This is a genomic window from Megasphaera massiliensis, assembly GCF_036305205.1.
Lineage (GTDB): Bacteria > Bacillota > Negativicutes > Veillonellales > Megasphaeraceae > Megasphaera > Megasphaera massiliensis.
In genome coordinates this window covers 1-25,385 of sequence record NZ_JAXIXE010000027.1, presented here as the reverse complement: position 1 = coordinate 25,385, position 25,385 = coordinate 1, and the positions used below count along the sequence as shown (strand labels likewise).

Genomic DNA, 25,385 nt, shown 5'->3' with positions numbered 1-25,385 from the left:
AGCAACCCAGGCCTATACGGCTTGGGTTACTTTGGCTAATTGTCCGACGGCCCGGATGACGTTGGCAAAGGCCGGCGGAATATCGTCTTTTTCAAGGGATTGGCCAAGGAGGCGTCCGAGAATGACGCCTTTATTACTGTACAGCCAGGCAAAATAGTAGACGTACAGGGCCCGCTTATTGCGAGGGTTGACGTTCCACAACCGGCGTGCCGGATAGTCATGGTAATTGATATCCAGCTTACGGCAGGCCTTTTTGATCATGTCCGTCGTAGCCCTGGCGTGGTCGCCGCAGGCCGTGTTGATGATGCGGTCCAAATCGCGGCGCCGTCCCCTGTCGAGGAGGGTCTTGGCCAGATCCATTTCAAAACAGATTTCATGGGTAAAATAGACACCGCGTTCACCCTTGTGGGCCGCCTTGACGTCAGCGTCATACAAGGCGGCGACGGGAATCTTGAAGTATTCTAAAAGAGCTTTGATCTTAGAAATAGAGCTTTCACCGCGGGCGTTGATAAGACAGATGCCGTAGTAGTCAAAGGGTATGTTTAAGGTCACGCCGAACTGCTGGAAGCAGCCGTACTCCGTTTCGCCTTCGACGATGAGGGCGCTTCGCGAATAGAGGGCCGCCTTGACTTCCGGGAAGTGCATGATCAGGTGTTTTTCAATTTCTTCGCTGAAATGGAAACAAGAACCGCAGGCCGCTCGAACCATCCCCTGCTTATCGCGGTACAGGCGGATGATGTTGCGATAGTCGTCGATGAGGGAGTCCGTCGAATGAGTGACGATAAACAGCTGGCCCCGCAGGCCGTCGATGTTGAACAGATCCTTGAGGATCCGGCAGAACTGGGGATCTTCGTTCTGGAGAAGCTGCTGATAATAATGGAGGACCGACCGCTGCATATACGGATGCAGGTGGATTTCAGGTTCGTCGATGGAGATGATGAGCGGCAGATACCGCCTTCCTTTTTCATCGACGATGAGGTTGTGTTCCATGGGCACGGCCCGGCTGAGGGACATTTGGTAGACATGGGTAATGACGCAGAGCGCCGCCAGGGAAATGAATTTCATATTGTCCGCCCGGGGCCGATCCGTGCGGCACAAAAGCTTCGACAAGAGGAAGATATTGACGAAGTAGGAAGAATCGAGGCTGCCGACGGCCACTTCATGATGGATAAAGGCTCGCGCATCTTCTGACAAACCGTCCCAATGCTCCTCTCCCCAAGCCGAGAGCTTCTGCTCTAAGGCCCGATAGATTCGAGGAGCCACCCGCTGCTCTTCGGGAATGGTCGCCGAATAGGACACATAGCGCAGGCGGCGGATCAATTCTAAGGGCAGCTCTTCCCCCGTGTCGTCGAGGTAGAGATGGGGATACATATCGCTGATATGCATTTCCATACGGATGCGCAGGTCTTGGCGATGTTCATCGGGTTTATCGGCAAAGTACTCCTTGTCGCTCTCGAGGAGATAAAGCCCCATGGTGATGATGATGGGCTGTGACGGATCGGCATAATCGTCTTCGTCGACGTTGCGGCCGTCGCTCATATATGCCAAAAGGCGCAGGAGACCGCTCTTGCCGATGGCATTTTCCCCGACGATATAGTTTGCCTTTTCATGAAAGGTCATGTCGACATCTTGTAAGTTTCGATAATTTTGAATGCGCATGTGTGTGATATACACAACGATTCCTCCTTTTTCCGGATATCCTTACTATAGGTATTCGACAAAAAACGCGCTGCTCCCTTCTTTTGAGAGACAGCGCGTTATTCCATTTCGGCAAGGAGACTTAGCGGCCGCTTTTACGGCAAAGTTTCGCCAATCGGCGAGCCAAATCAAAGGTCGTCTGGCCTCCCTTCATCTGCCACTGCCAGTTGCCGTCGGCGACGCCGGGAACGTTCATCCGAGCTTCTGCCGGGAGGGCCAACAGATCCTGCATGGGCACGATGACCGTTTCAGCCCGGCGGCGGTAGGTGTAGGCGATGACAGCCTGTACCAGCTCTTCCGGCGAGACGTCGTCAGAAAGGTCCAGCATGCGGCGAATATGAAGCTGTTCGCTTTCAGAAAGTTCCTGTTCATACCATCCCCGAATCGTATTGTTGTCGTGGGTCCCCGTATAGGCGATGCAGTTCGGTTCTGTATCGAAGGCGCGAATGCCGTCGGAACGGTCTTTAAGATGGAACTGGAATACCTTCATACCCGGGAGATCAAGGGCGTCTTTTAAGGCGCAGACGTCATCGGTAATGACGCCTAAATCTTCGGCAACCAGGTTCAGTCGGCCCAGTTTTTGATAGACGGCGCGGAACAAATCGAGGCCCGGCCCTTCTTTCCAGGCACCGTCTTTCGCCGTCAGCGCTCCCTGAGGGACGGCCCAGTAGGCGGCAAAGCCTCGGAAGTGATCGACCCGCAGTTCATCGAAGAGGTCTTTCATGCGGCGGAAACGATCGGTCCACCACTGATAGCCGTCGGCGGCCATGGCTTCGTAATCATACAAGGGATTGCCCCAAAGCTGGCCGTCGGCACTGAAGTAGTCAGGCGGTACGCCGGCGACCGATACGGGCCGCCCGTCTTCATCGAGGTCGAACTGATCCTGATGAGCCCAGCAGTCGGCACTGTCATGGGCGACGAACATGGGCAGGTCGCCGAGGATGGTGATGCCGTTTTCTTTGGCATACGCCCGAAGCTCGTGCCACTGACGGTCGAAGATGTACTGCATGAATTTGACATGGGATACGGATCCTGCCAATTCCTTTGCATACCGCGTAAGGGCTGCGGCATCGTGGCGGCGGATGTCATCGGGCCATTCCGTCCAAGGACGCCCCTTAAAGAAATCACGGATACTGCGGAACAAGGCGTAGTCGTCGAGCCAGTAGGCATTGGCCTCACAGAAGTCCCGGAAGGGCTGCCAGGAAATGATGAGGTCCTTATCGTGAGACAGATTCCATAAGATGCGGGCCTTTTCGGCCGCCACCTCCGATGGCGGCAAGCCTTTCCCCATAGCGATGAAATCGGCGACGACGTCTTTTTTCAGCCAGCCCCAGTCACACAGTCGTTCTAAAGAAATGAGGGATTCGTTTCCGGCAAAGGCCGATTCCGAGAGATACGGCGAATCGCCGGCCAAGGGCGGCATCAGAGGCAGGATCTGCCAGACCGATTGACCGGCCGTCTTAAGGAAGTCGACGAATCGATACGCCGCCGTCCCTAAGACGCCCTTTCCGACAGCTGCCGGCAGTGACGTCGGATGGAGAAGGACGCCGCTGCGTTTCTTTTCGGCCTCACCGGCCTGTAAGATGACCGCTTCTAAGGGCGGCAGGGTCAAGGTCAGGCGGCTGTTCAAGGTCACTTCCGGTTCCATTCGCTTATTCAGGGCATTGGTAAACTTGCCGTAAGCCAATCCGTCGGTATACAGGCTGATGGTCCGAAGCGCCGACGGATTCCGGTTCATGGCGACGATGAACAGCCCGTCTTCTGCCGGTTTCCCAAAGACGTCTCGGCCGCCTTCGATGAGCCTGGCAAAGGCGTAAACGTCGCCGTCGGCGTAGAGCGGGATGAAACGGCCCGTCTGTAAGGCATCATGAGCCGTCCGCAAACGCGTCAAAGCCTTGGTCCAACCGAGAATATCCCAGTCTTCCCGTCCCCAGGGGTAGGTCCGACGGTTGTCCGGATCTTTACCGCCGGTGAGACCGGCTTCATCACCGTAATAGATACAGGGCGCACCGGGCATGGTCATCTGCCACGTCGTCAAGAGTTTCAACCTCTTTTTGGCCGTCGTTTCGACATCTTCTACGTCGGTGCCGCCGGCGGCACTCAGGACGGTCAAGATTCGTTCGATGTCATGGCTGCTGATGAGGTTGAGCATGGCATAGAAATTTTCCGGCGGATAATTTTCCCGAAGGCGGGTCAATTCATCATTCATGCGCCGTGCCTCTTTGGCTCCGGTGACAAAATCCACCATCAAGGCCCTTTGGGCGTAGTTCATGGCGCTGTCGATGTCGTAGCCCGAGAGGTATTCCCGCTGCTCGCTGTAGCTGACCTTATTCGACGCGTCTTCCCAGACTTCGCCGATGAGGACGGCGTCGGGATTTTCTTCTTTCAAGGTCTTATAGAACTGCCGCAAGAAAGGAACGGGCAGCTCGTCGATGACATCGAGGCGCCAGCCGCGGATGCCCTGATTGAGCCAGTATTTGAGGACGCTTTCTTTCTTGTTAATGATGAAATCCATGTACGACGGCGTCGTTTCCTCGACATCGGGCAGATCCGACACGCCCCACCACGATTCGTATTCATCCGGATAGTTGGTGAATCGGAACCATTCGTAGTACGGCGATTCCTTCGATTGGTAAGCGCCGACGCCGGGATAATGACCGAAGCGGTTGAAGTAGATGCTGTCGGCCCCGGTATGGCTGAAAACGCCGTCGAGGATGACGGCCATGCCGGCCTCTTTGGCAGCTTTACAGAAGGCGGCAAAGTCTTCATTGGTCCCCAGCATGGGATCGACGCGGAAATAATCGGCCGTGCCGTAGCGGTGATTACTCGAGCTTTCAAAGATGGGATTGAGGTAAATGGCCGTAATACCCAATTCTTTTAAATAAAGCAGTTTCTCCTGAATGCCCTTGATATTGCCGCCAAAAAAGTCATAATAAACGATATCGCCGACGCCTTCCCGCTTGCAGTAGTAAGGCTTATCATACCAATTACTGTGAATAACGGCCCCTTCTTTGCCCCAAAGGTTTTCTCCGTCGCCGCTGCGATAGAAGCGGTCGGGGAAAATCTGATAGACGATGGCATGCTTAAACCAGTCCGGCGTATGGGCCTCTTTGTCGTAGACCGTAATCTGATAGGCCGGCGGCGCCGCTTCATAGACGGCCCCTTCCCCGCCGAGCTGTTCGTAATTATTCCCGTAATAACGCGTCGTGTCTCCGTCGCTTACGATGAAGTAATACCATAAGAGGCAGCCCTTATCGGGAATGGGCACGACGGCTTTAAAGGCCTGGTCCTCATAAGTCATGGAGAGATGCGATTCACCGACGTTACTCTGCCACAGGCGCACCTCGGCCCGGCAATTCTCCCCCTGTCCCGAAGCCCCCAGGCGCAGGATAAGCCGGCTTCCTGACGGGACGGCACCGAAGGCAGACCGATAATAAAAATCATGAGAGTTGTGATACAGTCGTAAGTCCATAGAAAATCCTTTCTTCTTCATCAAGAATCCCCCGTCGCGCATACCCGACGGGGGACCCGATACTGAGCCCCTTACAGCTGCAGTACACTTTCATATAAACTTATATAGGCGTCAGCCGATTGGTTCCAGCTGTAATCGCTGGTCATGGCGTTGCGGACCAGCTGATCCCAAAGGGAATCGTCTTCATAATAACCGAGAGCCCGTTTCGTCGTAAACAAGAGTTCGTGGGCATTGAAATTCGGGAAGGTCAGGCCGTTGCCCTGTTTGCTGTACTTATCGAAGGGCTGTACCGTATCCTTGAGTCCGCCCGTTTCCCGGACGATAGGAATGGATCCGTAGCGAAGGGCGATGAGCTGGCTGAGACCGCACGGTTCATAGCGCGACGGCATGAGGAACATATCCGACGCAGCGTAGACCTTATGAGCCAGGGCTTCATTGAACATGATATTGGCCGAGACCTTGTTGGGATGGCGGTAAGCCAGTTCCCGGAAGGCATCTTCATAGCCGGCATCGCCGGTCCCGACCAGGACCAGCTGGACTTCGTCATCGACGAGTTCATCCATGATCCGCATGACAAGGTCCAGGCCCTTGTCTTCGACGAGGCGCGTGACCATAGCGATGAGGGGTACGCCGCGTTTGATACGAAGGCCGAGTTCAGCGCGCAGGGCGTCTTTATTTTCCCGTTTGTCCGCCCGGGCCGTATCGACAGAGTACTGCTTTTTAATGTACGGATCCGTTTCCGGATTGTAAGCATCGACGTCGAGACCATTCAAAATGCCCGACACTTTGCCGCTGTTAGCCCGGATATAGCCGTCCAGGCCTTCCCCGAAGTAGGGATAGGTGATTTCCTGAGCGTACGTCGGGCTGACCGTCGTAACCCGGTCGGCATAGACCAGGCCGGACTTCATGTAGTTGACGCAGCCGTCGCATTCGAGGTTGCCCTTATCAAAGAGTTCCTGCGGCAGGCCGATGATGTCGCGCATAATCGACGGCGGATAGATGCCCTGATACTTCAGGTTATGGATGGTATAGACCAGCTTCATATCCTTATAAAAGTCGTCGTGGCGGAAGTCTTCTTTGAGGAAGACGCCCATGAGCCCTGTATGCCAGTCGTTGCAGTGGATGATATCGGGCTTAAAGCCGACGGCGGGCAGCATGGTCAGAACGGCACGGCAGAAATAGGCAAACCGTTCGGCGTCATCGCCGTAGCCATAGAGATTGTCCCGCTTGAAATACCATTCGTTGTCGACAAAATAGACGGTCACCCCGTCTTGTTCTACCGCTTCGACGCCGTAATAGAGCTGGCGCCAAGACAAGTTGACCGTACCGGTCACGACGGTCTTCATCTTTTCTTTGACAGCATCGGCAATACCGCTGTATTTCGGAATGACCAGCCGGACGTCCACGCCTTTTTGGGCTAATGCCTTCGGCAAGGCCCCCATGACATCGGCTAAGCCGCCAGTTTTAATAAATGGCACTGCTTCTGAAGCCACAAATAATACCTTCATCGTCTGTCCCTCCCTTTTACGGTCTGATGTCGTCCGCGCCGCTTCTCGCGTTGCTTGGGCACGGCTTTCTATAGATGGTGATGGATGTGTTACTGATACCCGCCGTCTCGTTTGATGCCGGCGTGTTCCCTTTCTCATGCCTTTGCCTTCTTTCTCAGCCATTCAGCTGTTCTTCTTCGCAGTCCGGTTTCTCCGCCTCGCAGCCCTTTCGGCGCAGATAAATCGTCGCCAACGGCGGCAGGGTCAATTCGATGGACTGGTCCATGCCGTGCATGGGTACATCCTGAGCGGCAAAAACGCCTTCATTGAGGACGTTCGACCCGCCAAAGGCTTCGGCATCGCTGTTAAAGACTTCGACGTAATCGCCCTTGACGGGAACGCCGATGCGGTACGAATGGCGGACGACAGGCGTAAAGTTGCAGATGACGACGGTCGAATCTGTTTCGTCTTTGCCCGTCCGGAAGAAGGCAATGGCGCTGTTATCGTTGTCATCGCAGCTGATCCAGGAAAAGCCCGACCAGTCGCAGTCCTCTTCCCACAATTCAGGATGGTCGACGTAGTACCCGTTCAGTTGGCGCACGTAGTCATGCATGGCCGAATGCATGGGGTAATTCAAGAGGTGCCAGTCGAGACTGTCATCGTACTTCCATTCGATGAACTGGCCGAATTCACTGCCCATGAATAAGAGCTTCTTGCCGGGATGAGCCATCCAGTAACCGTAGAAGGCCCGAAGGCCGGCAAATTTCTGCCAGTAATCGCCGGGCATCTTATCGAGGAGCGAGTGTTTGCCGTGGACGACTTCATCATGCGACAAGGGCAGGATGAAGTTTTCCGAAAAGGCGTAGCACAAGGAAAAGGTAATGAGATTGTGATTGTCCTTGCGGAACAAGGGATCCATGGACATATAACGCAGCATGTCGTTCATCCAGCCCATGTTCCACTTATAATTGAAGCCCAGGCCGCCGACGTCGACCGGTTTGGTGACGAGGGGCCAAGCCGACGATTCTTCGGCGATCATGAGGGCCTGAGGAAATTCTTTAAAGACGGCCGCATTGAGATGGCGCAAAAAGTCGATGGCTTCCAAATTTTCCCGGCCGCCGTACTTATTGGCCTGCCATTCTCCGTCGGGATGGCCGTAGTCGAGATACAGCATATTGGCCACGGCGTCGATGCGAAGGCCGTCGATATGGAACTGGCTCAGCCAAAAGAGGGCGCTGGAAATGAGGAAGGATTGGACTTCCGTCCGGCCGTAGTCGAAGTTCATCGTATCCCATTCCTTGTTTTCCGCCAAGATCGGATTTCCCGATTCGTAGCACGGTTCGCCGTCGAAGTGGCGCAGGCCGTGGGCGTCGCGGCAAAAGTGGCCCGGCACCCAGTCGAGGATGACGCCGATGCCGTTTCGGTGGCAGTGGTCGATGAGATACATAAAATCTTCCGGCGTGCCATAGCGGCTGGTCGCTGAAAAATAACCCGTTCCCTGATAGCCCCAGGAACCGTCAAAGGGATATTCACACAGCGGCATGAGCTCGATATGGGTATAATGCATGTCTTTTACGTAAGCGACCAGCTCTTCGGCGATATCGCGGTAAGTCAGCATGCCGCCGTCTTCGCCGCGCCGCCACGAGCCGAGATGGACTTCATAAGTCAGCATCGGTTTACGATACGAATCGTAAGCCTCACGGCTATCCATCCATTTCTTATCGTGCCAGGTATAGTGGAGCTTGGTCAGTTTCGATGCCGTATGAGGCCGTACTTCCGACCAGAAAGCGTAAGGGTCGCTCTTTAAGATGCGTTCTCCTGACGCCGTCGTAATGGCGTATTTATAAATATCGCCTTCTTTAAGGCCTTCTATATATGCGACCCAAATGCCATTGCCTTGGCTGCTTCGTTCCATCGGATTGGCATCGTCATCCCAATGGTTGAAGTCACCGACGACACTGACCTTCTGTGCATGCGGTGCCCAAAGGGCAAAACGCACGCAGGATTTCCGGCGCCACCCTGTAAAGTGAGCGCCGAACAGTCGATAGCTGGCATAATTCGTACCCTGGTGATACAAGAAGGTACTGTATTCGTCGATTGCACTGAGTTTCATCGCATATCCCCCTGTCTTTCAGTCGTGCTTAGATGGCTTGATGTGCCAAATATCGTCGGCGTACTGCTTGATCGTCCGGTCACTGGAGAAATATCCCGACTGGGCAATATTGACGACACTGGACCGCCACCAATCTGATTTATGTCCATACCGCTTGGCAATTTCCTGCTGTGCCTCACAGTAGGCTTTAAAATCTTTCAAGACGAAGTATTCGTCGTTCTTATCGAGGAGTGATTCGTAGAGCAGACCGAAACTTTCACCGCCCAGAGTTCCGTCGACGAGGGCATCCATGAGGCGCCGTATATCGGAATCACTGCTGTACATCTTCCAAGACGAATAACCGCCGCGAATATAGTAATTCATGACTTCATCGGCTCGGAGACCAAAGATGACGCAGTTGTCGTCACCGACGAGATCGTGGATTTCGACGTTGGCCCCGTCCATGGTCCCAAGGGTAATGGCTCCGTTCATCATGAATTTCATATTCCCCGTCCCGGACGCTTCCTTGCCGGCTGTCGAAATCTGTTCGCTGACGTCGGCAGCCGGGAAAAGGAGCTGTCCCAGAGATACGTTGTAATTTTCCAGGAACAGGACCTTCAGCTGCTGGCTGACCGTCCGGTCGCCATTGATCATGCGGGCGATGACGTTAATCAGGCGAATCGTTTCCTTGGCTTCGCCGTAACTGGCTGCGGCCTTGCCGCCGAAGAGATAGGTCCGCGGGGTAATGGTCAGGGACGGATTGTCCTTTAAGAGGAAGTAGAGGTGCAGGATATGGAGGATATTCAAGGTCTGGCGTTTGTATAAATGAATGCGCTTGATCTGAATATCGAAGATGGAATCGGTCCGGATATCCTGATTATACTTGTCCCGAATGTAGCGGGCCAGCCATTCCTTGCGTTCGGTCTTGACCTTGGCCAGCTTTTCCTTAAAGGAAGCGTCGTCTTTATAGGCCATGAGGTCGGCCAAACGCGACGGCGTCTTACGCCACTTGTCACCGATCGTATCGTCGATGAGGGACGCCAGTTTCGGATTGGCCTCGATGAGCCAGCGCCGATGAGAAATGCCGTTGGTCTTATTGGAAAAGCGGTGCGGGAAACAGGTATAGAATTGGTGCAGCGTCGAATCCTTCAAGATCTGCGAATGGATTTCGGCGACGCCGTTGACGCTGTGGCTGCCGAGGACCGAGAGGTGCGCCATGTGAATCTGGCCGTCCCACAAGATGGCTACGTCACGGGCCTTATTTTCATCGCCCGGATAGAGACGGCGGACTTCTCGGAGCCAACGGTTGTTAATTTCTTCAATAATTAAATAAATTCGCGGCAAGAGGTCCTTAAACATGGGAATGGACCATTTTTCCAGGGCTTCCGGAAGGATCGTGTGATTGGTATAAGCGACGGTCCGGACGGTAATATCCCAGGCGGCCTGCCACGAGAGGCCTTCTTCATCCATGAAGATGCGCATCAGCTCGGGGATGACCAGAGCCGGATGGGTATCGTTGATGTGGATGGCAACGTATTGGTCGAAACGATAGAGACTTTCTCCGTATTTTTTCTTATAATGGCGGACAATACTTTGGACGCCGGCCGATACGAAGAAGTATTCCTGCATCAGGCGCAGGCGGCGTCCGTCTTCGGTGCTGTCATCGGGATAGAGGAAACGGGAAATCTGTTGGACGCTGTCTTTGTAGCGGAAGGCCCGGTGCCGGTCACCCATAGACAGTTCCTTATACATTTCTTCCCGGGAATACTCGGCCCGCCACAGGCGAAGGGTATTGACCGTATCGTTTTGAAAGCCGATGACCGGCACGTCATACGGAACGGCCTTGACCGTCGAGAACTGTTCGTGAACACATTCGAGGCTGCCGTCACCGGTAGGCCGCATATAGGCATTGCCGCCAAAGCGGACGTAGACGGCCTTGTCGACTTTCTTGACTTCCCAAGGATAGCCTTTGACCAGCCAGTTATCGGGCAGCTCGACCTGCTGGTTATCGACGATGCGCTGGTTAAACAGACCGTACTGATAACGGATGCTGTTGCCGTGACCGGGAAGGGACAAGGCGGCCAGGGAGTCGATGAAGCAGGCTGCCAGCCGGCCGAGTCCCCCATTCCCGAGGCCGGGATCGCGTTCGGCCGGGATGACGTCTTCGAGATCCCAACCGAGGTCCTTCAAACCGTCCCGGCAGATGTTGTCCATATCGACATTGAGGAGATTCGATTCCAACAAGCGGCCCATGAGAAATTCAATGGAAAAATAATAGACTTGTTTGACTTTTTTCGCAGCATAGGATTGGTTGGTACGGATCCAATCTTCACTGACCAGATCGCGGATCATGTAGGCAATGGTCTGATAGACTTCGTTCAAGGTTAACTCTTGCAATTCCTTTTCCCACAGTCGGTAGGCTTTGTCGGTAAACAACCTTTTGAATTCTTCCTTGTCCTGCCATGTTTTCATATGCTTATTATCCCCTTTTGTCAAAACACTAACGTACGGAACATTTGCCAATGCACAACAGATCATCAGCGGTACGCTGTAAGTCGGCTTCCGGCTGGATGACCGAATTCTTATCGCAGACGACGTAGTCAAGCTGGGCGTCGTCACCGATGACCGAGTGCTGCATGATGATGCTGTTGCGGACGACCGCATTCTTTCCGACCCGGACGCGGCGGAAGAGGATCGAATTTTCAACGCGCCCTTCGATGATGCAGCCGTTGGCTACAAGGGAGTTGGAAACGTGGGATTCTTCCATGTACTTGGCCGGAGCTTCGTCTTTGATCTTGGTATAAATACGGTGATCCAAGTCTTTTAAAAGCAGTTCGTGCCAAATGCGGCTGTCGCGCAGATCCATGTTGACTTCAAAATAAGATTGGAGTGAATCGATTCGTTTGGCGTACCCTTGATAATTATACCCGAAAATGCGCAGGCGGTCGACGTTTCGCTGGAATACATCGGTAATGAGATGGGTATACCCTTTAGAGTAAGCCCGGCGGATGCAGTCCTGGAGAACGTCGCAGTCGATGATGATGCCGCGCTGGTAGAGGTTATCCCCGGCTTTGACTTCCATCTTGGAGTCGATGGCCCGGACCCGGTCGGTGCAGTCTGTATCGATGGTCAGTACATAGCCTTCGCGGTTAAAATCATACTGCTGTTTCTGATAAATAAGGGTTACGTCGGCATTGTGGCGGCGATGGAAGTGCAGGACTTCATCGTAGTCGATATTCTGCACCATGTCGCAGCCCGACAGCAGGGCGTAGCGCTTATTGGCCCGCCGGATAAAAATCAGGTTGCGGTAATAAGCGGCGATGTCACCTTCGACGGGATTTTCGATGTCGGCCCGTTCTTCCGGCAGATAAAACAGACCGTCCCCCTTATGAGCCAATCCCCATTCCTTCCCGGAACGGATGTGATCAAGGACCGACCGCGACTGACTCGAAAGCATGAGGCCGACGTTTTCGATGCCGGCATTGACCATGTTCGACAAGGTAAAGTCGATGAGGCGATACTTGCCGCCAATGGGAAGGGTCGCCAAAGGGCGTGTGTCATTGATTTCCTTTAACGGGCGGTCTTCACGCATGTTGATGAGACCGATCATATTGCTGTTCATAGCGAGTCTTCCCCTTTCACGGTAACGTCTTCCGGTTCGCCGTCTGTAAGCTTTGCCTTGCGGCCGAGAACGGCGACAGAGCCGTCTTTATTGCGCAGGACGGCACCGGGATAGATATGGCATCGTTCCCCTAAGATGGCCTTGTCGATGACGGCGTTCTCTTCAATGACGGTGCCGGGCATGATAACGGAATTGGTAACCTTAGCCCCTTCCTTGATGGTAACGCCGTAGAAAATGACGGAATTGCTGACATTGCCGAGTATTTCAGAGCCTTCGGCGATGAGAGAACTCTTGGCCGACCCGTTAGGTCCGATGAGATGAGGCGGAAAACTCTGGTTTCCCGAATAGATGCGCCACTTGCTGTCCCGAAGATTGATGGGCGGTTCATCTGCCAAAAGGTCCATGTTGGCCTGCCAGAGGCTGTCGATGGTACCGACATCCTTCCAGTAGCCTTCAAAGGGATAGGCGTAGAGCGGAACCTGATCGGCCAGCATGGTGGGGATGACATTTTTCCCGAAGTCATGTTCTGACTTTTCATCTTTGGCGTCGGCCCGGAGATACTCTTCGAGGACGGCCCGGTCAAAGATGTAGATGCCCATGGAAGCCAAATTGCTTTCGGGCTTGGCCGGTTTTTCCTGGAACTTGTTGATGCGCATGTCTTCATCAGCGACCATGATGCCGAAGCGGCTGGCTTCGTCCCAGGGGACGCGGATGGTACCGATGGTAACCTGAGCCTTATGCTTCTTGTGGAAATTGAGCATCTTGTCGTAATCCATGGAATAGATATGGTCACCGGACAAGATGAGGACGTAGTCGTCGCCGACCATATCGACGAAATTCAGATTCTGATAGATAGCGTCGGCCGTGCCGCGATACCAGTTAGAACCGCCGTCGCTCTGATAAGGCGGCAGGACATAGGTACCGCCTCGATTGGAATCGAGGTTCCATGAACTGCCGTTACCGATGTACCAGTTCAGTTCGAGAGGCTGATATTGGGTCAGGATACCGACCGTATCGATGCCGGAATTACGGCAGTTGCTCAAAGGGAAGTCGATGATGCGGTATTTTCCTCCGAACAAGAGGCCCGGCTTGGCTTGGTCTTTGGTCAGGACGCCAAGGCGGCTCCCCTTCCCACCAGCCAGGATCATAGCCAGGCAATTAGATTTTTTCATAAAAGCGCCTCCTAACGCGACTTCGGTCCGGCGGATGGTGAAAAGGAATGCCCTATGTCGAAGATGAGCTGACGGACCTGCATCGGACCGTACACATTACATACAATATAATATATACAGCCATTCATTTTATGATTATAGTATTAATTATACACCAAATCTGTTAGAAATTTAAAGGGATAACGATTAAAAATAGGGTAACAAATATCACAATTTTTCATTTTCCTTTAGAATTTGACTACAATCAGGAACTATTATCAGCCAAAACGAGCAAAACAGGCACTAATTTCGGAGCGTTTTCGTCCCGCAAGGGAAAACAGCAAAAAAAGAGACAATCTCTCAAGAGATTGTCTCTAATCGGATAAACGTATAACTATAAATTTTACTAAAAAAATACCTTACGTTTATCAGCCTTTTTCATTCGTCTGATTCGTTCTTTTCAGGACCTGTTCAAAGGACAGGATCTCGACAGGAATGGGAAGGTCTTTTAAAACGTCGCGTGTCTCCCCTGCCGTATCGGCCGTCGTCCGGACGAAGCCGATCCCCGCCTTTCCATCGAGGGCGGTGACGACGCCGAGGTAGCCGCAGCCTTCGATAATGCGGTTGACGAAGGTCATGTCCGTCGGCGCCACGCGAAAGTAGACCCAATCGGCATCAAGCATGGTCTTCTACCTGACGGCGCATCATGGAAAAGGCTTCAAGGGGCTCGGAAATGGCCACCCCCACGAGCTGCCGCGGATGGCGGGCGGCATCGAGGGCTTCCCCGTCTTCATTGATGATGGAGCCGATGGTGCAGGTGACTAAATGGCCTTTGGGCTGCAAAAACTCGACGGTCTGACCGACTTTGAAGTGGTTCCGCTGTTCAATCCAGGCAGTCCCCTTTTCGGCATCATAGGAGCGGACCAAGCCGATGAAGTCGTGGGTCTGAGTATTGCTCGATTCACTGTATACCTGGTCGGCCTCCGTCGGCCGCGATACGGAGAAGCCGCGGGTATAAGGCCGGTGGGAGATTTTTTCCAATTCATCGAGCCATTCCGGGCGGACCGTGAAGTGTTCGGGATCGGCTTCATAGGCGTCGAGGGCTTCGCGGTAGACCTTGGTCACCGTTGCCACGTAATGGATACTCTTCATGCGGCCTTCGATTTTGAGGCTCGACAGGCCGGCGTCGTAGAGGTCCGGCAGATACGGCAGCATGCACAGATCTTTCGAGTTGAAAATGTAAGTCCCCCGTTCATCTTCGACGACGGGGAAATACTGACCCGGCCGTTTTTCTTCGACGACGTTGTACTTAAAGCGGCAGCACTGGACGCATTCGCCGCGGTTGGAATCGCGGTCCCCCTGGGTAAAGTAATTGCTCAGCAGGCAGCGGCCGGAATAAGAAATACACATCGCACCGTGGACGAAGCCTTCAAGTTCGACATGCGGCACTTTTTCGTGAATGGTCTTGACGTCGGCCAGGCTGACTTCGCGGGCCATGACGACTCGCGCCGCCCCATTGTCGGCCCAAAATTTCACCGAAGCCCAGTTGGTCGTATTGCCCTGGGTCGAAATGTGAATCGGAAGATCCGGTACCAGCTGGCGAGCCAAGGCAAAGATGCCCGGATCGGCGATGAGAACGGCGTCGACGCCGATATCGCGAAGGTAGATGAGGTATTCCGGAAGGCCTTCCAAATCTTCATTATGCGGGAAGATATTGACCGTGACATGGATCCGCTTGCCCAAGGAATGGGCGTAGTCGACGGCTTCTTTCAATTCTTCATTTGAAAAGTTGTCACTGAAAGCCCGCAGGCCGAAGGATTTCCCGCCTAAGTAGACGGCGTCAGCACCGTATAAGAAGGCCATTTTCAATTTATCCATACTGCCGGCCGGAGCCAGCAATTCTATTTTTCCCATGTATCTTATCCTTTCCATCGTGAAACGGTCATGCCGTCTCCATTTTCAAAAAACACCGTTTCAAAATGTGCCCGATCTTCGATAAGGGCCATAAATTCCCGCAGGCGGCTTATGGCCGTCCGGTGTTTGTGGGGCAAGGCGCCTTCGATATAAAACATCTCATGATAGCCGATGTTGTCGGCCATGATAAGGGCCCCGGGTAAAAGTTTCGGCATGAGCTGCCGAAGCTGGCGGACATACTGTCCTTTGGGCCCGTCGAGAAAAACCAGGTCCCACGGCCCGGAGAGGCTTCCGGAAAGTTCCGTTCCGTCTCCTAAGAGCGCCGTAATGACACCCTTATAAGGAGAGCGGCCGATAAAGTCCCGTGCCTTTTGCCAACGCCCTTCATCAAATTCGATGGTCGTAATCGTACCGCCGTCGCCGAGAAAAGGCGCCATGCGAAGGGCCGAATAGCCGATGCAGGTCCCGATTTCAAGGACCTTCACCGGCCGTTGGTTAGCTATGATACGTTCAAAAAGAGGGACTTCACTGTCCCTGAGGATAGGAAGCCCTTCTCTTTCGGCATAAGCCTTCATCTCACAGATCAGACTCATGGCATATGCTCCTGTACATTCTTCATGTGTTCGTCATACGTTGCGGCAAAGTAGTTATGTCCGTCCTTATCGGCGACGAAGTAGAGATAATTCGTCGTCGGCGCGTCTAAGATAGCTTCCATGCTGGGAAGACCGGGGTTTCCGATCGGTCCCGGCGGCAGGCCTTCATAGACGTAGGTATTGTACGGCGAATCGTACTGGGTCTCACTGATGCTGTACTCCGCCTTGTGGTTGCCCATGGCGTAGGCAATGCTGGCATCGGACTGGAGTTTCATGCCGATGCGCAGGCGGTTTTCAAAGACCGAAGCGATAAGGGGCCGATCCGGTTCGAATTTAGCTTCCTTTTCGATGAGCGATGCCAAGGTGACGAACTGGTAGATGGACATATTCTTCTTGGCAATGCGCTCTTTCATAGCCGGCGTCAGATGCTTATCGAAATTCTTCAACATCATGGCCACGACGTCGTCGGCTGTCGCATCGTAAGGGATGAAATACGTATCGGGAAATAAGAAGCCTTCCGTGGCAAAGGTCACTTGCCGGTTGCCCTTCATATACGGAAAAAGCTGGGCATCCGACGCAGCCGCCTTTAAAAAGTCCGCTTCACTAATACGGCCATTGGCAGCGACGGCCTTGGCAATATTCCATACCGTATAACCTTCGGGCACGACGAGCCGGTCAGCTTCAGACTTGCCGCTGGCCAGTTTCTGTAAAATCGTAAAGACGCTCATTCGCGAGTTAAAAGTATATTCTCCGGCGTGGATCGAGCCGGCCTGACCGGTCGCCATGGCCGCTGCGCGGAACCATAAAGGACTTGCAATATAGCCCTTATCTGTCAAAGCATCGCCGACGTCGGCTGCCGTCATGTCACTGCGAACATGGAGATAGCCGCTGGTATAGGGCAAGAGGAAGTTCGGGCCGAAAAAGCCATAGAGCACGACGGCGGCCGCGGCGATGAAGCACCCGGTCAATATTTTTTTAAGTCTCTTACGCGGAGGCTTAGGGGATGGCACGGGAGCTGTGTTTTTAATTTCCTTCGAGGTCATATCGTTTGTTTCCATATTCTCCTTTATCAATCCTTTTTATCGGGTTAACGGTCAGCAGTCCAAGTACGGCTCTGCTGAGCCTTTTCTTCACTGCGGCTCATGGCCTGGGCCTGCTGTTCCTTATCGTACTGCGCCTGGGCGGCGTCTTTGGCAGCCTGGAGCTGAGCCTGAACGGCCGGATCCGGCGGAACTACGGTGCCGTCTTCATCGACGGTCTGGGCCGCATCGAGCTGAGCTTGGGCTGCGGCGACGTTATTGGCCAGGTTCTGAAGGCGCTGGTTATTGATGCCCCGGCGCACATCGGCTTCAAGGGATACGGACGGCGTCTTTTTGACGTCGACGTAGACTTCGAACAGGCGCTGCCAAGGCAAGGTGACGTCAATGGTCCGCGGATTGACACCGAGGTACGTCGATGCATAGCGCTGGAGCTGTGTTTTGGCCAGGCTCTGCAGTTCCTGATTCCGCGAAGCGTACACCGGCGTGATGGTGTGGGCTTCGAGTTTTTGATCCATGCGGGATACGTAGTCGCGGACGTTGGCCTGATAAGCCCAGTTATCGAGATACTGGGTGGTCAGCATGTCGCGGTGGTCAGCGGGCGTCATATACTTGGCGAGGACGCCCTGCGAAAGGCCGTAGCCGACGGAGTTGCTGGCCGTATTCCAGCCGTTGTAGGCTGCCAGGCGATACATCATCTTGTCCTGGTAGAGGCCGTAGACCAAGGTGTTATCCGAGCCGTTGGAAAAGGCCATATCGACGAGGCTAACCGGGATATTGAGGTTGACCGCCTTTTCAATCTGGTTCAGGAAGTCTTTCGTCGACTGGAGCATGATCGGGAAGTTTTCAAAATTTGCCGATTCCGTCGTCGTTGTAGTCAGCGGCGTATTGACGGCGAGCAGGAGATCCGGCCGTTCATTGTCGACAATCGTGCCGCCAATGGCTTCGACGTGAGAGGCAATAGTCTTGCCAATGGCCTGTCCGTCATAGCGGGGGACCGTCTTTTCTCCCCCGCCCAAGGGGTAGATGACCGAAATTTTCGGATGATAATTATTGAAGTCGTTGCTGGCTCTCGTAATGAGCAGCAATCCCAACTGGTCGGCGCCGGGGAAGGAACCGAAGGATGTCTTAGGAATGCCTTGGCCGGCCATTTCGAGATACTTCGATTCCAAAGAAGACTGGGTGCTGACCGAGTTGTCGTCGTGGCCCAGGCTATAGTAGGTAAAGACGCCCTTTCGAGCATCGTCGATGAGCCGATAATTGATGCTCATATTCTTGCGGCGCCGATTGTACCAATCCTGCAGGTATTCCATGGGAATGCGTCGCATGATAGCGAACCAATCGTTCCGTTCCTGGGGATTGAGCCCTTCTTCATCCATCTTGGCCTGAAGAGAGGCTAATTGATAGATATCGGAGCCCATGGTCAGGTAGTAGTCCGGTTCAACGCCCTTGCCGCCGGCCCAGGGACTGCGCATGACCGTGCTGAATACGTAGAGGGGCACTTTGGTATTGGCCTTGTGCAGGGCTTCTACTCTTTCAAGGCGCGTCAAGAGGGTCGACATGGGAAGGTTGTGCTTCCGGGAATCGACGAGACCGCCGTAGACTAAAGAATCAATGGACAGGACCATGGCATCGGCTTTATTCGCGTTATTCTCTACCCAAGACATGAGCCGGTCCGGCGAACCGTGGAAATTCATGCCCGACAGATACTGTGCGGGCGGCGTCAAAATCGTATAGCCTGCCGATTCTGCCGTACTGACCGTATATTCGTAATCTACAGGCCGGTCGTCCTGCGGTACGTATAAAATCGTCTTAGCCAGTGTCGACGGCGTAGCACACAGGAACAGGGATACGACGGCCATGCTGACTGCCTTCTGTAACAGATTCACATTATCCTCCTATCGTAAGAAAAAACAAGTATTTTTTATTATAGCACATCTGCCCTCTAAAAAGAAGAACCTTGCTTCTTACGGCGGATGCGGGGCACATTGAGGTGGAAGCGAATGGCAACCAACCGGATGGCAACGGTAACCGAAAAACTGACGATGGCCCCCACTTCAAAAGGCACTTCAAAGGGAATGACGGCGCCGTACAAGAGGACACTGCCGAGGAGCGACGCCGTAGCATAGACTTCAGTCCGCAGGACGACCGGAATCCGTCCGGCCAAGACGTCGCGGATGACGCCGCCGCCGACGGCCGTGAGGACACCGAGGGTAATATCTAAAATCCAGTAATCAGGATAATAATAACAGCCGAGAAGGGTCCCGGTTACGGTAAAGGAACCCAGGCCAATGGCATCACACAAGAGGTAGATGGCCGACAGATGACCCATAAAGCGGCGCCACATGTGGATATTGAAGTAGCGGACAGTCAAGGTGACGATAACGATGGAACCTAATATAATCCATAGGTAAATGCTGTTTTTAAAGGCCGCCGGAGGAATATTGCCGATGAGGATGTCACGGACGATGCCGCCGCCGACAGCCGTCGCTGCGCTGAGGACGAAGATGCCGAACAGATCCATGCGACGGGAAAGGGCTGCAAAAACGCCGGATACGGCAAAGGCCGTCGTCCCCAATAAGTCAAAAATATGCCACCAAATCGCATCCATAGGAATTCCCCTTCCCTCTCTTTCGTGATATGATAAATGAACCATGTTAATTACTAAGGAGATCATCATGACTAAAGATGAATTTTATATGGGCAAGGCCCTCGCCGAAGCCAAGACCGCCTATACCGTCGGAGAAATACCCATCGGCGCCGTCATTGTCTATCAGAAAAAGGTCATCGCCCGAGCCTATAACCTGCGGGAATCCCTTCCCTGTGCCACGGCTCACGCCGAACTGTTGGCCATTGAAAAAGCCTGTCGCGCACTGAATCGCTGGCGCCTGACAGGCTGTACCCTATACGTCACGGTCGAGCCGTGCCCCATGTGTGCCGGCGCCATCGTAAACAGCCGCCTGGACCGGGTCGTCTACGGCTGCGACGACCCCAAGGCCGGGGCAGCCCGTTCCCTCTTTCACCTCATCGACAGCGACAGTCTCAATCACGCCGCCGTCGTCACAGCCGGGGTCCGTGCGGAAGAATGCGCCGCCCTTATGAAAAGTTTCTTCAAAGAGCGGCGTAAGAAAGAGACGGTTATCCCTTCAACAAGTCCTTCAGATAAGCCTTGAAATCATGGCCCAAGTCGTCACGACGCAGGGCGTATTCGACAGTGGCCTTCAAAAAGCCAAGCTTATTGCCGGCATCATAACTGGTTCCCGTAAAGGTATAGGCATAGACGCCTTCGCGGTCAGCCATGAGGCGCAGGGCATCGGTAAGCTGGATTTCACCGTTCTTCCCGGGCTGGACGCGGCGCAGGATTTCAAAGATATCCGGCGTCAGGATATAGCGTCCGAGGGCAGCCAAGCGACTCGGCGCTTCTTCGACAGACGGTTTTTCAATCATATCGATGAGCCGCACGATGCGTTCGTCTTTCGTCGGCATCCCGTGGACGATGCCGTAACGCGATACCTGGTCGAGAGGTACTTCCTGGCAGCCGAGGAGGGTCGAACCGACTTCGCTGAAGGCCTCGATCATCTGACGCAGGGCCGGCCGCTCCGGTTCATAGACGATATCGTCGCCTAAGAGGACGGCAAAAGGTTCATTATCGATAAAGGATTCGGCACAACGGATGGCGTCGCCGAGACCGCGCATATGCTTTTGCCGGATATAGTGGACGTTGATACTGGAAATATCCTGTACCATCCGTAAGAGGCGGGTCTTTCCCTGCTGGCGCAGCTGCAGTTCGAGGTCGATATTGGTATCGAAGTGGTCTTCAATGGCCCGTTTTCCGTGGCCGGTGATGATTAAAATTTCTTCAATGCCGCTTTGCAGGGCTTCTTCGACGATATACTGGATGACCGGTTTATCGACGATAGGAATCATTTCCTTAGGGATAGCCTTGGTCACCGGTAAAAACCGCGTGCCGTAGCCGGCCGCCGGAATGACGGCTTTGCGAACTTTTTTCTGCATCTGTTCAAATCTCCTTTTCGGCGACAGTCAAAGCGCGTTCAATGACGTCGTCCATATCGTAATACTTATATTCAGCCAAACGACCGCCAAAGATGACGTTCCGTTCATGGCCGGCGAGCCGGGCGTACTGCTTGTAGAGGGCCTGGTTCTTGTCATCGTTGACCGGATAATAGGCTTCTTCCCCACGGTGCCATTCCGACGGGTATTCCCGGGTGATATAGGTCACCGGTTGGGTTCCGAATTCAAAGTGCTTGTGTTCGATGACTCGCGTATACGGCGTCTCCCGGTCGGTATAATTCATGACGGCTACGCCCTGATGATTGACTTCTTCCAAGCGTTCCGTTTCAAAGCGAAGGCCCCGGTATTCCAAACAGCCCAGTCGGTAGCCGAAATATTCATCGATAGGGCCGGTATACACGACCTTGCGGGCAATATCGAGATAAGACGACCGTTCTTTATTGTAATCGATGCCGGTCCGCACTTCGATTCCCTCTAACAGGGCGTCGATGAGGCCATTGTAGCCGCCGATAGGAATCCCTTGATAGCTGTCATCAAAGTAGTTGTTGTCAAAGGTATAGCGGACGGGCAGACGCTTGATGATAAAGGCCGGGAGGTCGGTGCAATTCCGTCCCCACTGCTTTTCCGTATAGCCCTTGATGAGTTTCGTATAAATATCGGTACCGATGAGGGAAATGGCCTGTTCTTCTAAATTTTTCGGTTCCGTAATATGGGCCTTTTGACGCTGTTCTTCGATCTTGGCATCCGCTTCCGCCGGCGTCACGATACCCCACATCTTGGCAAAGGTATTCATATTAAAAGGCAGGTTGTAGAGCTCTCCCTTGTAATTGGCGACCGGCGAATTGACGTAATGATTAAACTCGACGAACTGGTTGACATAGTTCCAAACTTTTTTATTCGACGTATGGAAGATATGGGCCCCGTAGCGATGGATGCGGATACCCTCTTTTTCTTCGCAGTAGACGTTACCGCCGACGTGCGCTCGCCGTTCCAGGACCAGGCACTTACGCCCGGCTTTTTTCATTTCATGGGCAAAGACGACGCCAAAGAGACCGCTGCCGACGATGACATAATCATACATTGCAAAACACCACCTGATAGAAAATGTACAGCTGTACTGAACTGCCTTTTAGGATAACAAAAATTACGATGCGCTGAAACAGTGCCTCCCCAAGTCCTTTCGCAGACTTCAATCGAGGGAAGCGGGGATGCCGTACATCGGTTCAGCCTGCAAAACGGCACGGCGGACCGCCTGTTCGACGGCGTAAGCTGCAAGGGTTCCGGTCAAACTGATTTCGGCTGAAACGGTGCCGATGCTGGCTGCATACAGGGAATCGCCGTCGGCCGTCGTATTGACCGGTCGAATCGTGCGGACCATGCCGTTGCTGCCGAGGGCGGCTATTTTTTTCAGCTGAGCCTTGTCAAAGCGGCCGTTGGTCACGACAGCACCGATGGTCGTATTGGTCGTCGTACCGACGGCTCGCTGCGAAAAGAGGGTCGGTGTGATTCCTGCTTCTTCGAGCATGACCCGCCGCGTATCGGCAAATCCTTTGCCATCACGGCTTCTCATGCCGGAGAGGATTTCCCCCGATTCGCCGAGGACGTCGCCGACAGCGTTGACGACGACGATGGCACAAACCTTGAGGTCTCCGACGGAAACGGCATAGGCACCGACACCGGATTTCATCATATAGTCCGGGCCGCAGAGCTTTCCGACCGTAGCCCCCGTACCGGCACCGTAACAGCCCTCACGGAAGTCGCCTTTAAAGGCCGCATCACAAGCGGCATAGCCCATGGCCGCATCGGGACGGACATCGTCTCCGCATCCGAGGTCAAAGATACACGAAGCGACGACTAAAGGGACTTTGGCGATCCGCGTTTCAAAGCCGATGCCCTGTTCTTCCAAACAGGTCATAACCCCCGTGGCCGCATTGAGGCCGAAAGCACTGCCGCCGCTTAAGAGGATGGCATGGATGCCCGACGCTGCCGCCATGGGACTTAGCAGCTCCGATTCCCGACTGGCCGGACCACCGCCGCGGACGTCGACGGCACAGGGTGCGCTTTCAGGGAAGACAAGGACCGTGCAGCCGGTACCACCTTTTCGGTCTTCAGCACTTCCCAAGCAGAACGTTTCTTTCGACAACAGTTCCTGAATATCGATTTCTCTCATGGTCATACCTCTCCTATTTTTTCAGCTTTTCAAAGTCTTTCCAAAGCATGCTCGGCTGAATGCCCGTATTGTTCTGATATTTTCCGTGGGTATACTTGTCGTACTCCCCATCGATATCGTGATAGTAAATCTGGCAGATTTCGACATTGGGGTAAATCCGTATGGGCTGAACACAAAAGATTTCAAGGGTCCAGTAACCGGCAAAACCGACGTCGCCAAAACCGGCCGTAACGTGGATGAATACGCCGAGACGACCGACAGACGACCGACCTTCCAGCATGGGGATGTAGCCGTCGGTCCGGGTGTATTCATTAGTCCGGCCCAAGTAGAGCGTATTAGGCTGGAGGACATAGCCCGATTCCGGAATATGAATCGTCGACGCCGGATTGGGCTTAGCCATGTCCAATTCGGCATGGTCGTAAATCATCAGTTCGTTATGAAGAGACAGATTATAGCTATTGGGATTGACCCGTTCGGGATGAAAGGGTTCGATGATAATTTCTTTACCTAAATGTTTGACAATTTCCTTGCCTGATAAGATCATAAGGGCCACTCGCTTTCTCTGGTAATTTCATTTCTTATGATATAGCAAAACAGGCTCGATGTCCACGGCGCGACGGGCCGGTTTTTTCTTGTTTATATCGAAAAAGTCTTCGACATAAAAAGTGACCTTCTCCCCTTCTTGCGCTCGGACCCGATACAGGGAGGCCGTACGGAAATAATACTGACCGCCGCCGTATTCCCGGATGAAACCGGCCTTGCCGCCGGGAAGAATCTTATCGATAGTCCCCGTATGCTGTTCCTCACCGGCATGCTTTTCCGCCATCCAGAAGGACTGCAGGCGACGAAGCAGTTCCGGCCGATCCGCCGGGGAATAATCATAACTGTCGACCTTGGCGATGAGCTGGGGCGAAATTTTCCAATTTTGTTCGGTCCGGATGAGTTTCGCCAAGAGATAATGTTCATAAGCCTCTTTATCGTAACTGCCCATATTTTCCAAGGCTCCTGCCAACTGGACGAGGAAGTTGACCTTAGCCTTAAGCTCGCCGGGAGCGGCCATGGCCGATGCTCCATAGCGGCGCATGGCCTCACTGTCGCCATTGGCTTGGGCCGCAAAAAAGAGGCCGCGATAGACGATCCAGTGTTGCTTATACTTTAATAACTCTTCAAACCGCTGCCGGGCGTCCTCGATCTGTCCCAACCGCAGCTCACAGAGGCCGATGCGGTAGGAAAACCAAATGTCGTTGTCGTGGTGCAGTTCCGGAAAGATTCCCAAGGCCATTCGGCAAAGACGAATGCAGTCATCGTACTTTTCTTCCTTGATGAGGGTCCGGCTCATGAGGGCATACCAGTGTTCTCGATCGGAGGCGATAACCTGTTCCCGTCCGCGAAGGGTCACCTTTTTTTCTTCATCGGACAAGAGATCCGGATCGAGACGGCGCAAATAGTCACCGGCCATATTCGCCATAGAAGGCGGTTTTGTCTTTAAGACTTCGACCATCCGCCATACGGCTAAGGTATACGGCGTGTACGGACCTTGTTGACTGTACTTTAAGATGGCGTCGACGGCGCGGCGAAAGTCTTCGAAGGTATGGAGCCGTTCATCGAATTTTTGGATGTATAAATAGTAAAGGCACCAGCAGTAGATGCCGTGAAGATTGGTAAACTCCGGAAAGGCGATGATGCCAGCCCGGGCAATTTCCCGCCCTTTAGCGTAATTTTTGACCTTGCGCAGGGCATAGGCATAATAGTAATAGTCCCAGTTCGTCCAGGAACCGTCAGGCCTTGCCTTATCGTACATGGCAAGGACGTCGTTGTATCGGCCCTCCTGACAGGCCTCGCGGGCTGCAAAAGAATCCATAGAAAAACCTCCTACCCGTTTATTACACAGTGTTCATTATGCCTATTATAACATAAAGAATCTTCCTCTTCGGCATAACAGCCCCTAAAAAACCTTGAAAACGCAAAAAAGAGCTTTTCCACAATACGATGATATGCTCCCCTTTAGGTAGACATGAGAAATAATAAAATCTCATGCTGCTTGAAGGGGAGTATTTTTAATGCGAAAAACAAAGATATGTGCTCAAGAGAAATTACATACCGTCAAAGACATCCTC

The 25,385-nt window shown here is 53.4% G+C and carries 19 protein-coding genes; 1 reads left to right on the top strand and 18 read right to left on the bottom strand.

Annotation, left to right across the window (positions count from 1 at the left end; translation table 11 throughout):
* Positions 1-12: 12 nt before the first annotated feature.
* The 13 genes from UCI88_RS04975 to UCI88_RS04915 all read right to left on the bottom strand — a co-directional run bounded on the left by UCI88_RS04975 (position 13) and on the right by UCI88_RS04915 (position 19,677).
* Positions 13-1,674 (bottom strand): ATP-dependent nuclease, encoded by a 1,662-nt coding sequence (locus tag UCI88_RS04975; protein WP_256179568.1) that lies wholly within the window; start codon positions 1,672-1,674, stop codon positions 13-15.
* Between the two features lie 106 nt (positions 1,675-1,780).
* On the bottom strand, positions 1,781-5,191 hold the full coding sequence (gene malQ / locus UCI88_RS04970) for a 4-alpha-glucanotransferase (RefSeq protein WP_256179569.1): 3,411 nt from the start codon (positions 5,189-5,191) through the stop codon (positions 1,781-1,783).
* A gap of 50 nt (positions 5,192-5,241) precedes the next feature.
* Positions 5,242-6,678: a glycogen synthase GlgA gene (gene glgA, locus UCI88_RS04965; protein ID WP_256179570.1), complete on the bottom strand. Its 1,437-nt coding sequence runs from the start codon at positions 6,676-6,678 to the stop codon at positions 5,242-5,244.
* Positions 6,679-6,832: 154 nt separating this feature from the next.
* On the bottom strand, positions 6,833-8,770 hold the full coding sequence (gene glgB, locus UCI88_RS04960) for a 1,4-alpha-glucan branching protein GlgB (protein ID WP_256179571.1): 1,938 nt from the start codon (positions 8,768-8,770) through the stop codon (positions 6,833-6,835).
* 18 nt (positions 8,771-8,788) lie between these two features.
* On the bottom strand, positions 8,789-11,221 hold the full coding sequence (locus tag UCI88_RS04955) for a glycogen/starch/alpha-glucan phosphorylase (protein WP_256179572.1): 2,433 nt from the start codon (positions 11,219-11,221) through the stop codon (positions 8,789-8,791).
* A 28-nt stretch (positions 11,222-11,249) separates the two neighbouring features.
* Entirely contained in the window at positions 11,250-12,371 is a 1,122-nt protein-coding gene (gene glgD, locus UCI88_RS04950) for a glucose-1-phosphate adenylyltransferase subunit GlgD (RefSeq protein WP_256179573.1), read from the bottom strand.
* Entirely contained in the window at positions 12,368-13,543 is a 1,176-nt protein-coding gene (locus tag UCI88_RS04945; protein WP_256179574.1) for a glucose-1-phosphate adenylyltransferase, read from the bottom strand. Before UCI88_RS04945 ends, glgD begins: the two co-directional genes overlap by 4 nt.
* Positions 13,544-13,950: 407 nt before the next feature.
* Positions 13,951-14,205, bottom strand: a complete 255-nt coding sequence (locus UCI88_RS04940; RefSeq protein WP_044503991.1) for a DUF4911 domain-containing protein — start codon at positions 14,203-14,205, stop codon at positions 13,951-13,953.
* Positions 14,198-15,436, bottom strand: coding sequence for a peptidase U32 family protein (locus UCI88_RS04935; RefSeq protein WP_256179575.1), 1,239 nt, complete (start codon positions 15,434-15,436; stop codon positions 14,198-14,200). The genes UCI88_RS04940 and UCI88_RS04935 overlap by 8 nt, the downstream gene beginning before the upstream one ends.
* 5 nt (positions 15,437-15,441) lie before the next feature.
* On the bottom strand, positions 15,442-16,029 hold the full coding sequence (locus UCI88_RS04930; RefSeq protein ID WP_256179576.1) for an O-methyltransferase: 588 nt from the start codon (positions 16,027-16,029) through the stop codon (positions 15,442-15,444).
* Positions 16,026-17,087 (bottom strand): endolytic transglycosylase MltG, encoded by a 1,062-nt coding sequence (mltG, locus tag UCI88_RS04925; protein WP_256179577.1) that lies wholly within the window; start codon positions 17,085-17,087, stop codon positions 16,026-16,028. Before mltG ends, UCI88_RS04930 begins: the two co-directional genes overlap by 4 nt.
* A 29-nt stretch (positions 17,088-17,116) precedes the next feature.
* Positions 17,117-18,955, bottom strand: a complete 1,839-nt coding sequence (locus UCI88_RS04920) for a DUF4127 family protein (RefSeq protein ID WP_256179578.1) — start codon at positions 18,953-18,955, stop codon at positions 17,117-17,119.
* 56 nt (positions 18,956-19,011) lie between these two features.
* The gene (locus tag UCI88_RS04915; protein ID WP_044503996.1) at positions 19,012-19,677 is read right to left on the bottom strand and encodes a trimeric intracellular cation channel family protein; all 666 of its coding nucleotides are present in this window, start codon (positions 19,675-19,677) and stop codon (positions 19,012-19,014) included.
* Positions 19,678-19,744: 67 nt separating this feature from the next.
* Between UCI88_RS04915 and tadA the strand changes: the two genes are divergently transcribed.
* Positions 19,745-20,239: a tRNA adenosine(34) deaminase TadA gene (tadA, locus tag UCI88_RS04910; protein ID WP_256179579.1), complete on the top strand. Its 495-nt coding sequence runs from the start codon at positions 19,745-19,747 to the stop codon at positions 20,237-20,239.
* Here the strand turns inward: tadA and galU are convergent.
* From galU to UCI88_RS04885, 5 genes are all read right to left on the bottom strand, one after another.
* Entirely contained in the window at positions 20,205-21,080 is an 876-nt protein-coding gene (galU, locus tag UCI88_RS04905) for a UTP--glucose-1-phosphate uridylyltransferase GalU (RefSeq protein ID WP_044503998.1), read from the bottom strand. The genes tadA and galU overlap by 35 nt on opposite strands.
* Before the next feature lie 4 nt (positions 21,081-21,084).
* Entirely contained in the window at positions 21,085-22,179 is a 1,095-nt protein-coding gene (gene glf / locus UCI88_RS04900; RefSeq protein WP_256179580.1) for a UDP-galactopyranose mutase, read from the bottom strand.
* A 108-nt stretch (positions 22,180-22,287) separates the two neighbouring features.
* Complete coding sequence (locus UCI88_RS04895) at positions 22,288-23,268, bottom strand: P1 family peptidase (RefSeq protein ID WP_256179581.1); 981 nt, start codon at positions 23,266-23,268, stop codon at positions 22,288-22,290.
* A gap of 13 nt (positions 23,269-23,281) precedes the next feature.
* Positions 23,282-23,812: a dCTP deaminase gene (gene dcd / locus UCI88_RS04890; RefSeq protein WP_044504001.1), complete on the bottom strand. Its 531-nt coding sequence runs from the start codon at positions 23,810-23,812 to the stop codon at positions 23,282-23,284.
* Between the two features lie 27 nt (positions 23,813-23,839).
* Positions 23,840-25,129, bottom strand: a complete 1,290-nt coding sequence (locus tag UCI88_RS04885; RefSeq protein WP_256179582.1) for a tetratricopeptide repeat protein — start codon at positions 25,127-25,129, stop codon at positions 23,840-23,842.
* Positions 25,130-25,385: the final 256 nt, after the last annotated feature.

Bases quoted from the DNA above. Each gene is read 5' to 3' on its own strand.
- glgB (WP_256179571.1), bottom strand. From the start codon at position 8,770: ATGAAACTCAGTGCAATCGACGAATACAGTACCTTCTTGTATCACCAG.
- UCI88_RS04915 (WP_044503996.1), bottom strand. From the start codon at position 19,677: ATGGATGCGATTTGGTGGCATATTTTTGACTTATTGGGGACGACGGCC.
- tadA (WP_256179579.1), top strand. From the start codon at position 19,745: ATGACTAAAGATGAATTTTATATGGGCAAGGCCCTCGCCGAAGCCAAG.
- malQ (WP_256179569.1), bottom strand. From the start codon at position 5,191: ATGAAGAAGAAAGGATTTTCTATGGACTTACGACTGTATCACAACTCT.
- UCI88_RS04885 (WP_256179582.1), bottom strand. From the start codon at position 25,129: ATGGATTCTTTTGCAGCCCGCGAGGCCTGTCAGGAGGGCCGATACAAC.
- UCI88_RS04940 (WP_044503991.1), bottom strand. From the start codon at position 14,205: ATGCTTGATGCCGATTGGGTCTACTTTCGCGTGGCGCCGACGGACATG.
- dcd (WP_044504001.1), bottom strand. From the start codon at position 23,812: ATGATCTTATCAGGCAAGGAAATTGTCAAACATTTAGGTAAAGAAATT.
- galU (WP_044503998.1), bottom strand. From the start codon at position 21,080: ATGCAGAAAAAAGTTCGCAAAGCCGTCATTCCGGCGGCCGGCTACGGC.
- glf (WP_256179580.1), bottom strand. From the start codon at position 22,179: ATGTATGATTATGTCATCGTCGGCAGCGGTCTCTTTGGCGTCGTCTTT.
- glgD (WP_256179573.1), bottom strand. From the start codon at position 12,371: ATGAACAGCAATATGATCGGTCTCATCAACATGCGTGAAGACCGCCCG.
- UCI88_RS04930 (WP_256179576.1), bottom strand. From the start codon at position 16,029: ATGAGTCTGATCTGTGAGATGAAGGCTTATGCCGAAAGAGAAGGGCTT.
- glgA (WP_256179570.1), bottom strand. From the start codon at position 6,678: ATGAAGGTATTATTTGTGGCTTCAGAAGCAGTGCCATTTATTAAAACT.
- UCI88_RS04895 (WP_256179581.1), bottom strand. From the start codon at position 23,268: ATGAGAGAAATCGATATTCAGGAACTGTTGTCGAAAGAAACGTTCTGC.
- UCI88_RS04945 (WP_256179574.1), bottom strand. From the start codon at position 13,543: ATGAAAAAATCTAATTGCCTGGCTATGATCCTGGCTGGTGGGAAGGGG.
- UCI88_RS04935 (WP_256179575.1), bottom strand. From the start codon at position 15,436: ATGGGAAAAATAGAATTGCTGGCTCCGGCCGGCAGTATGGATAAATTG.
- mltG (WP_256179577.1), bottom strand. From the start codon at position 17,087: ATGGAAACAAACGATATGACCTCGAAGGAAATTAAAAACACAGCTCCC.
- UCI88_RS04955 (WP_256179572.1), bottom strand. From the start codon at position 11,221: ATGAAAACATGGCAGGACAAGGAAGAATTCAAAAGGTTGTTTACCGAC.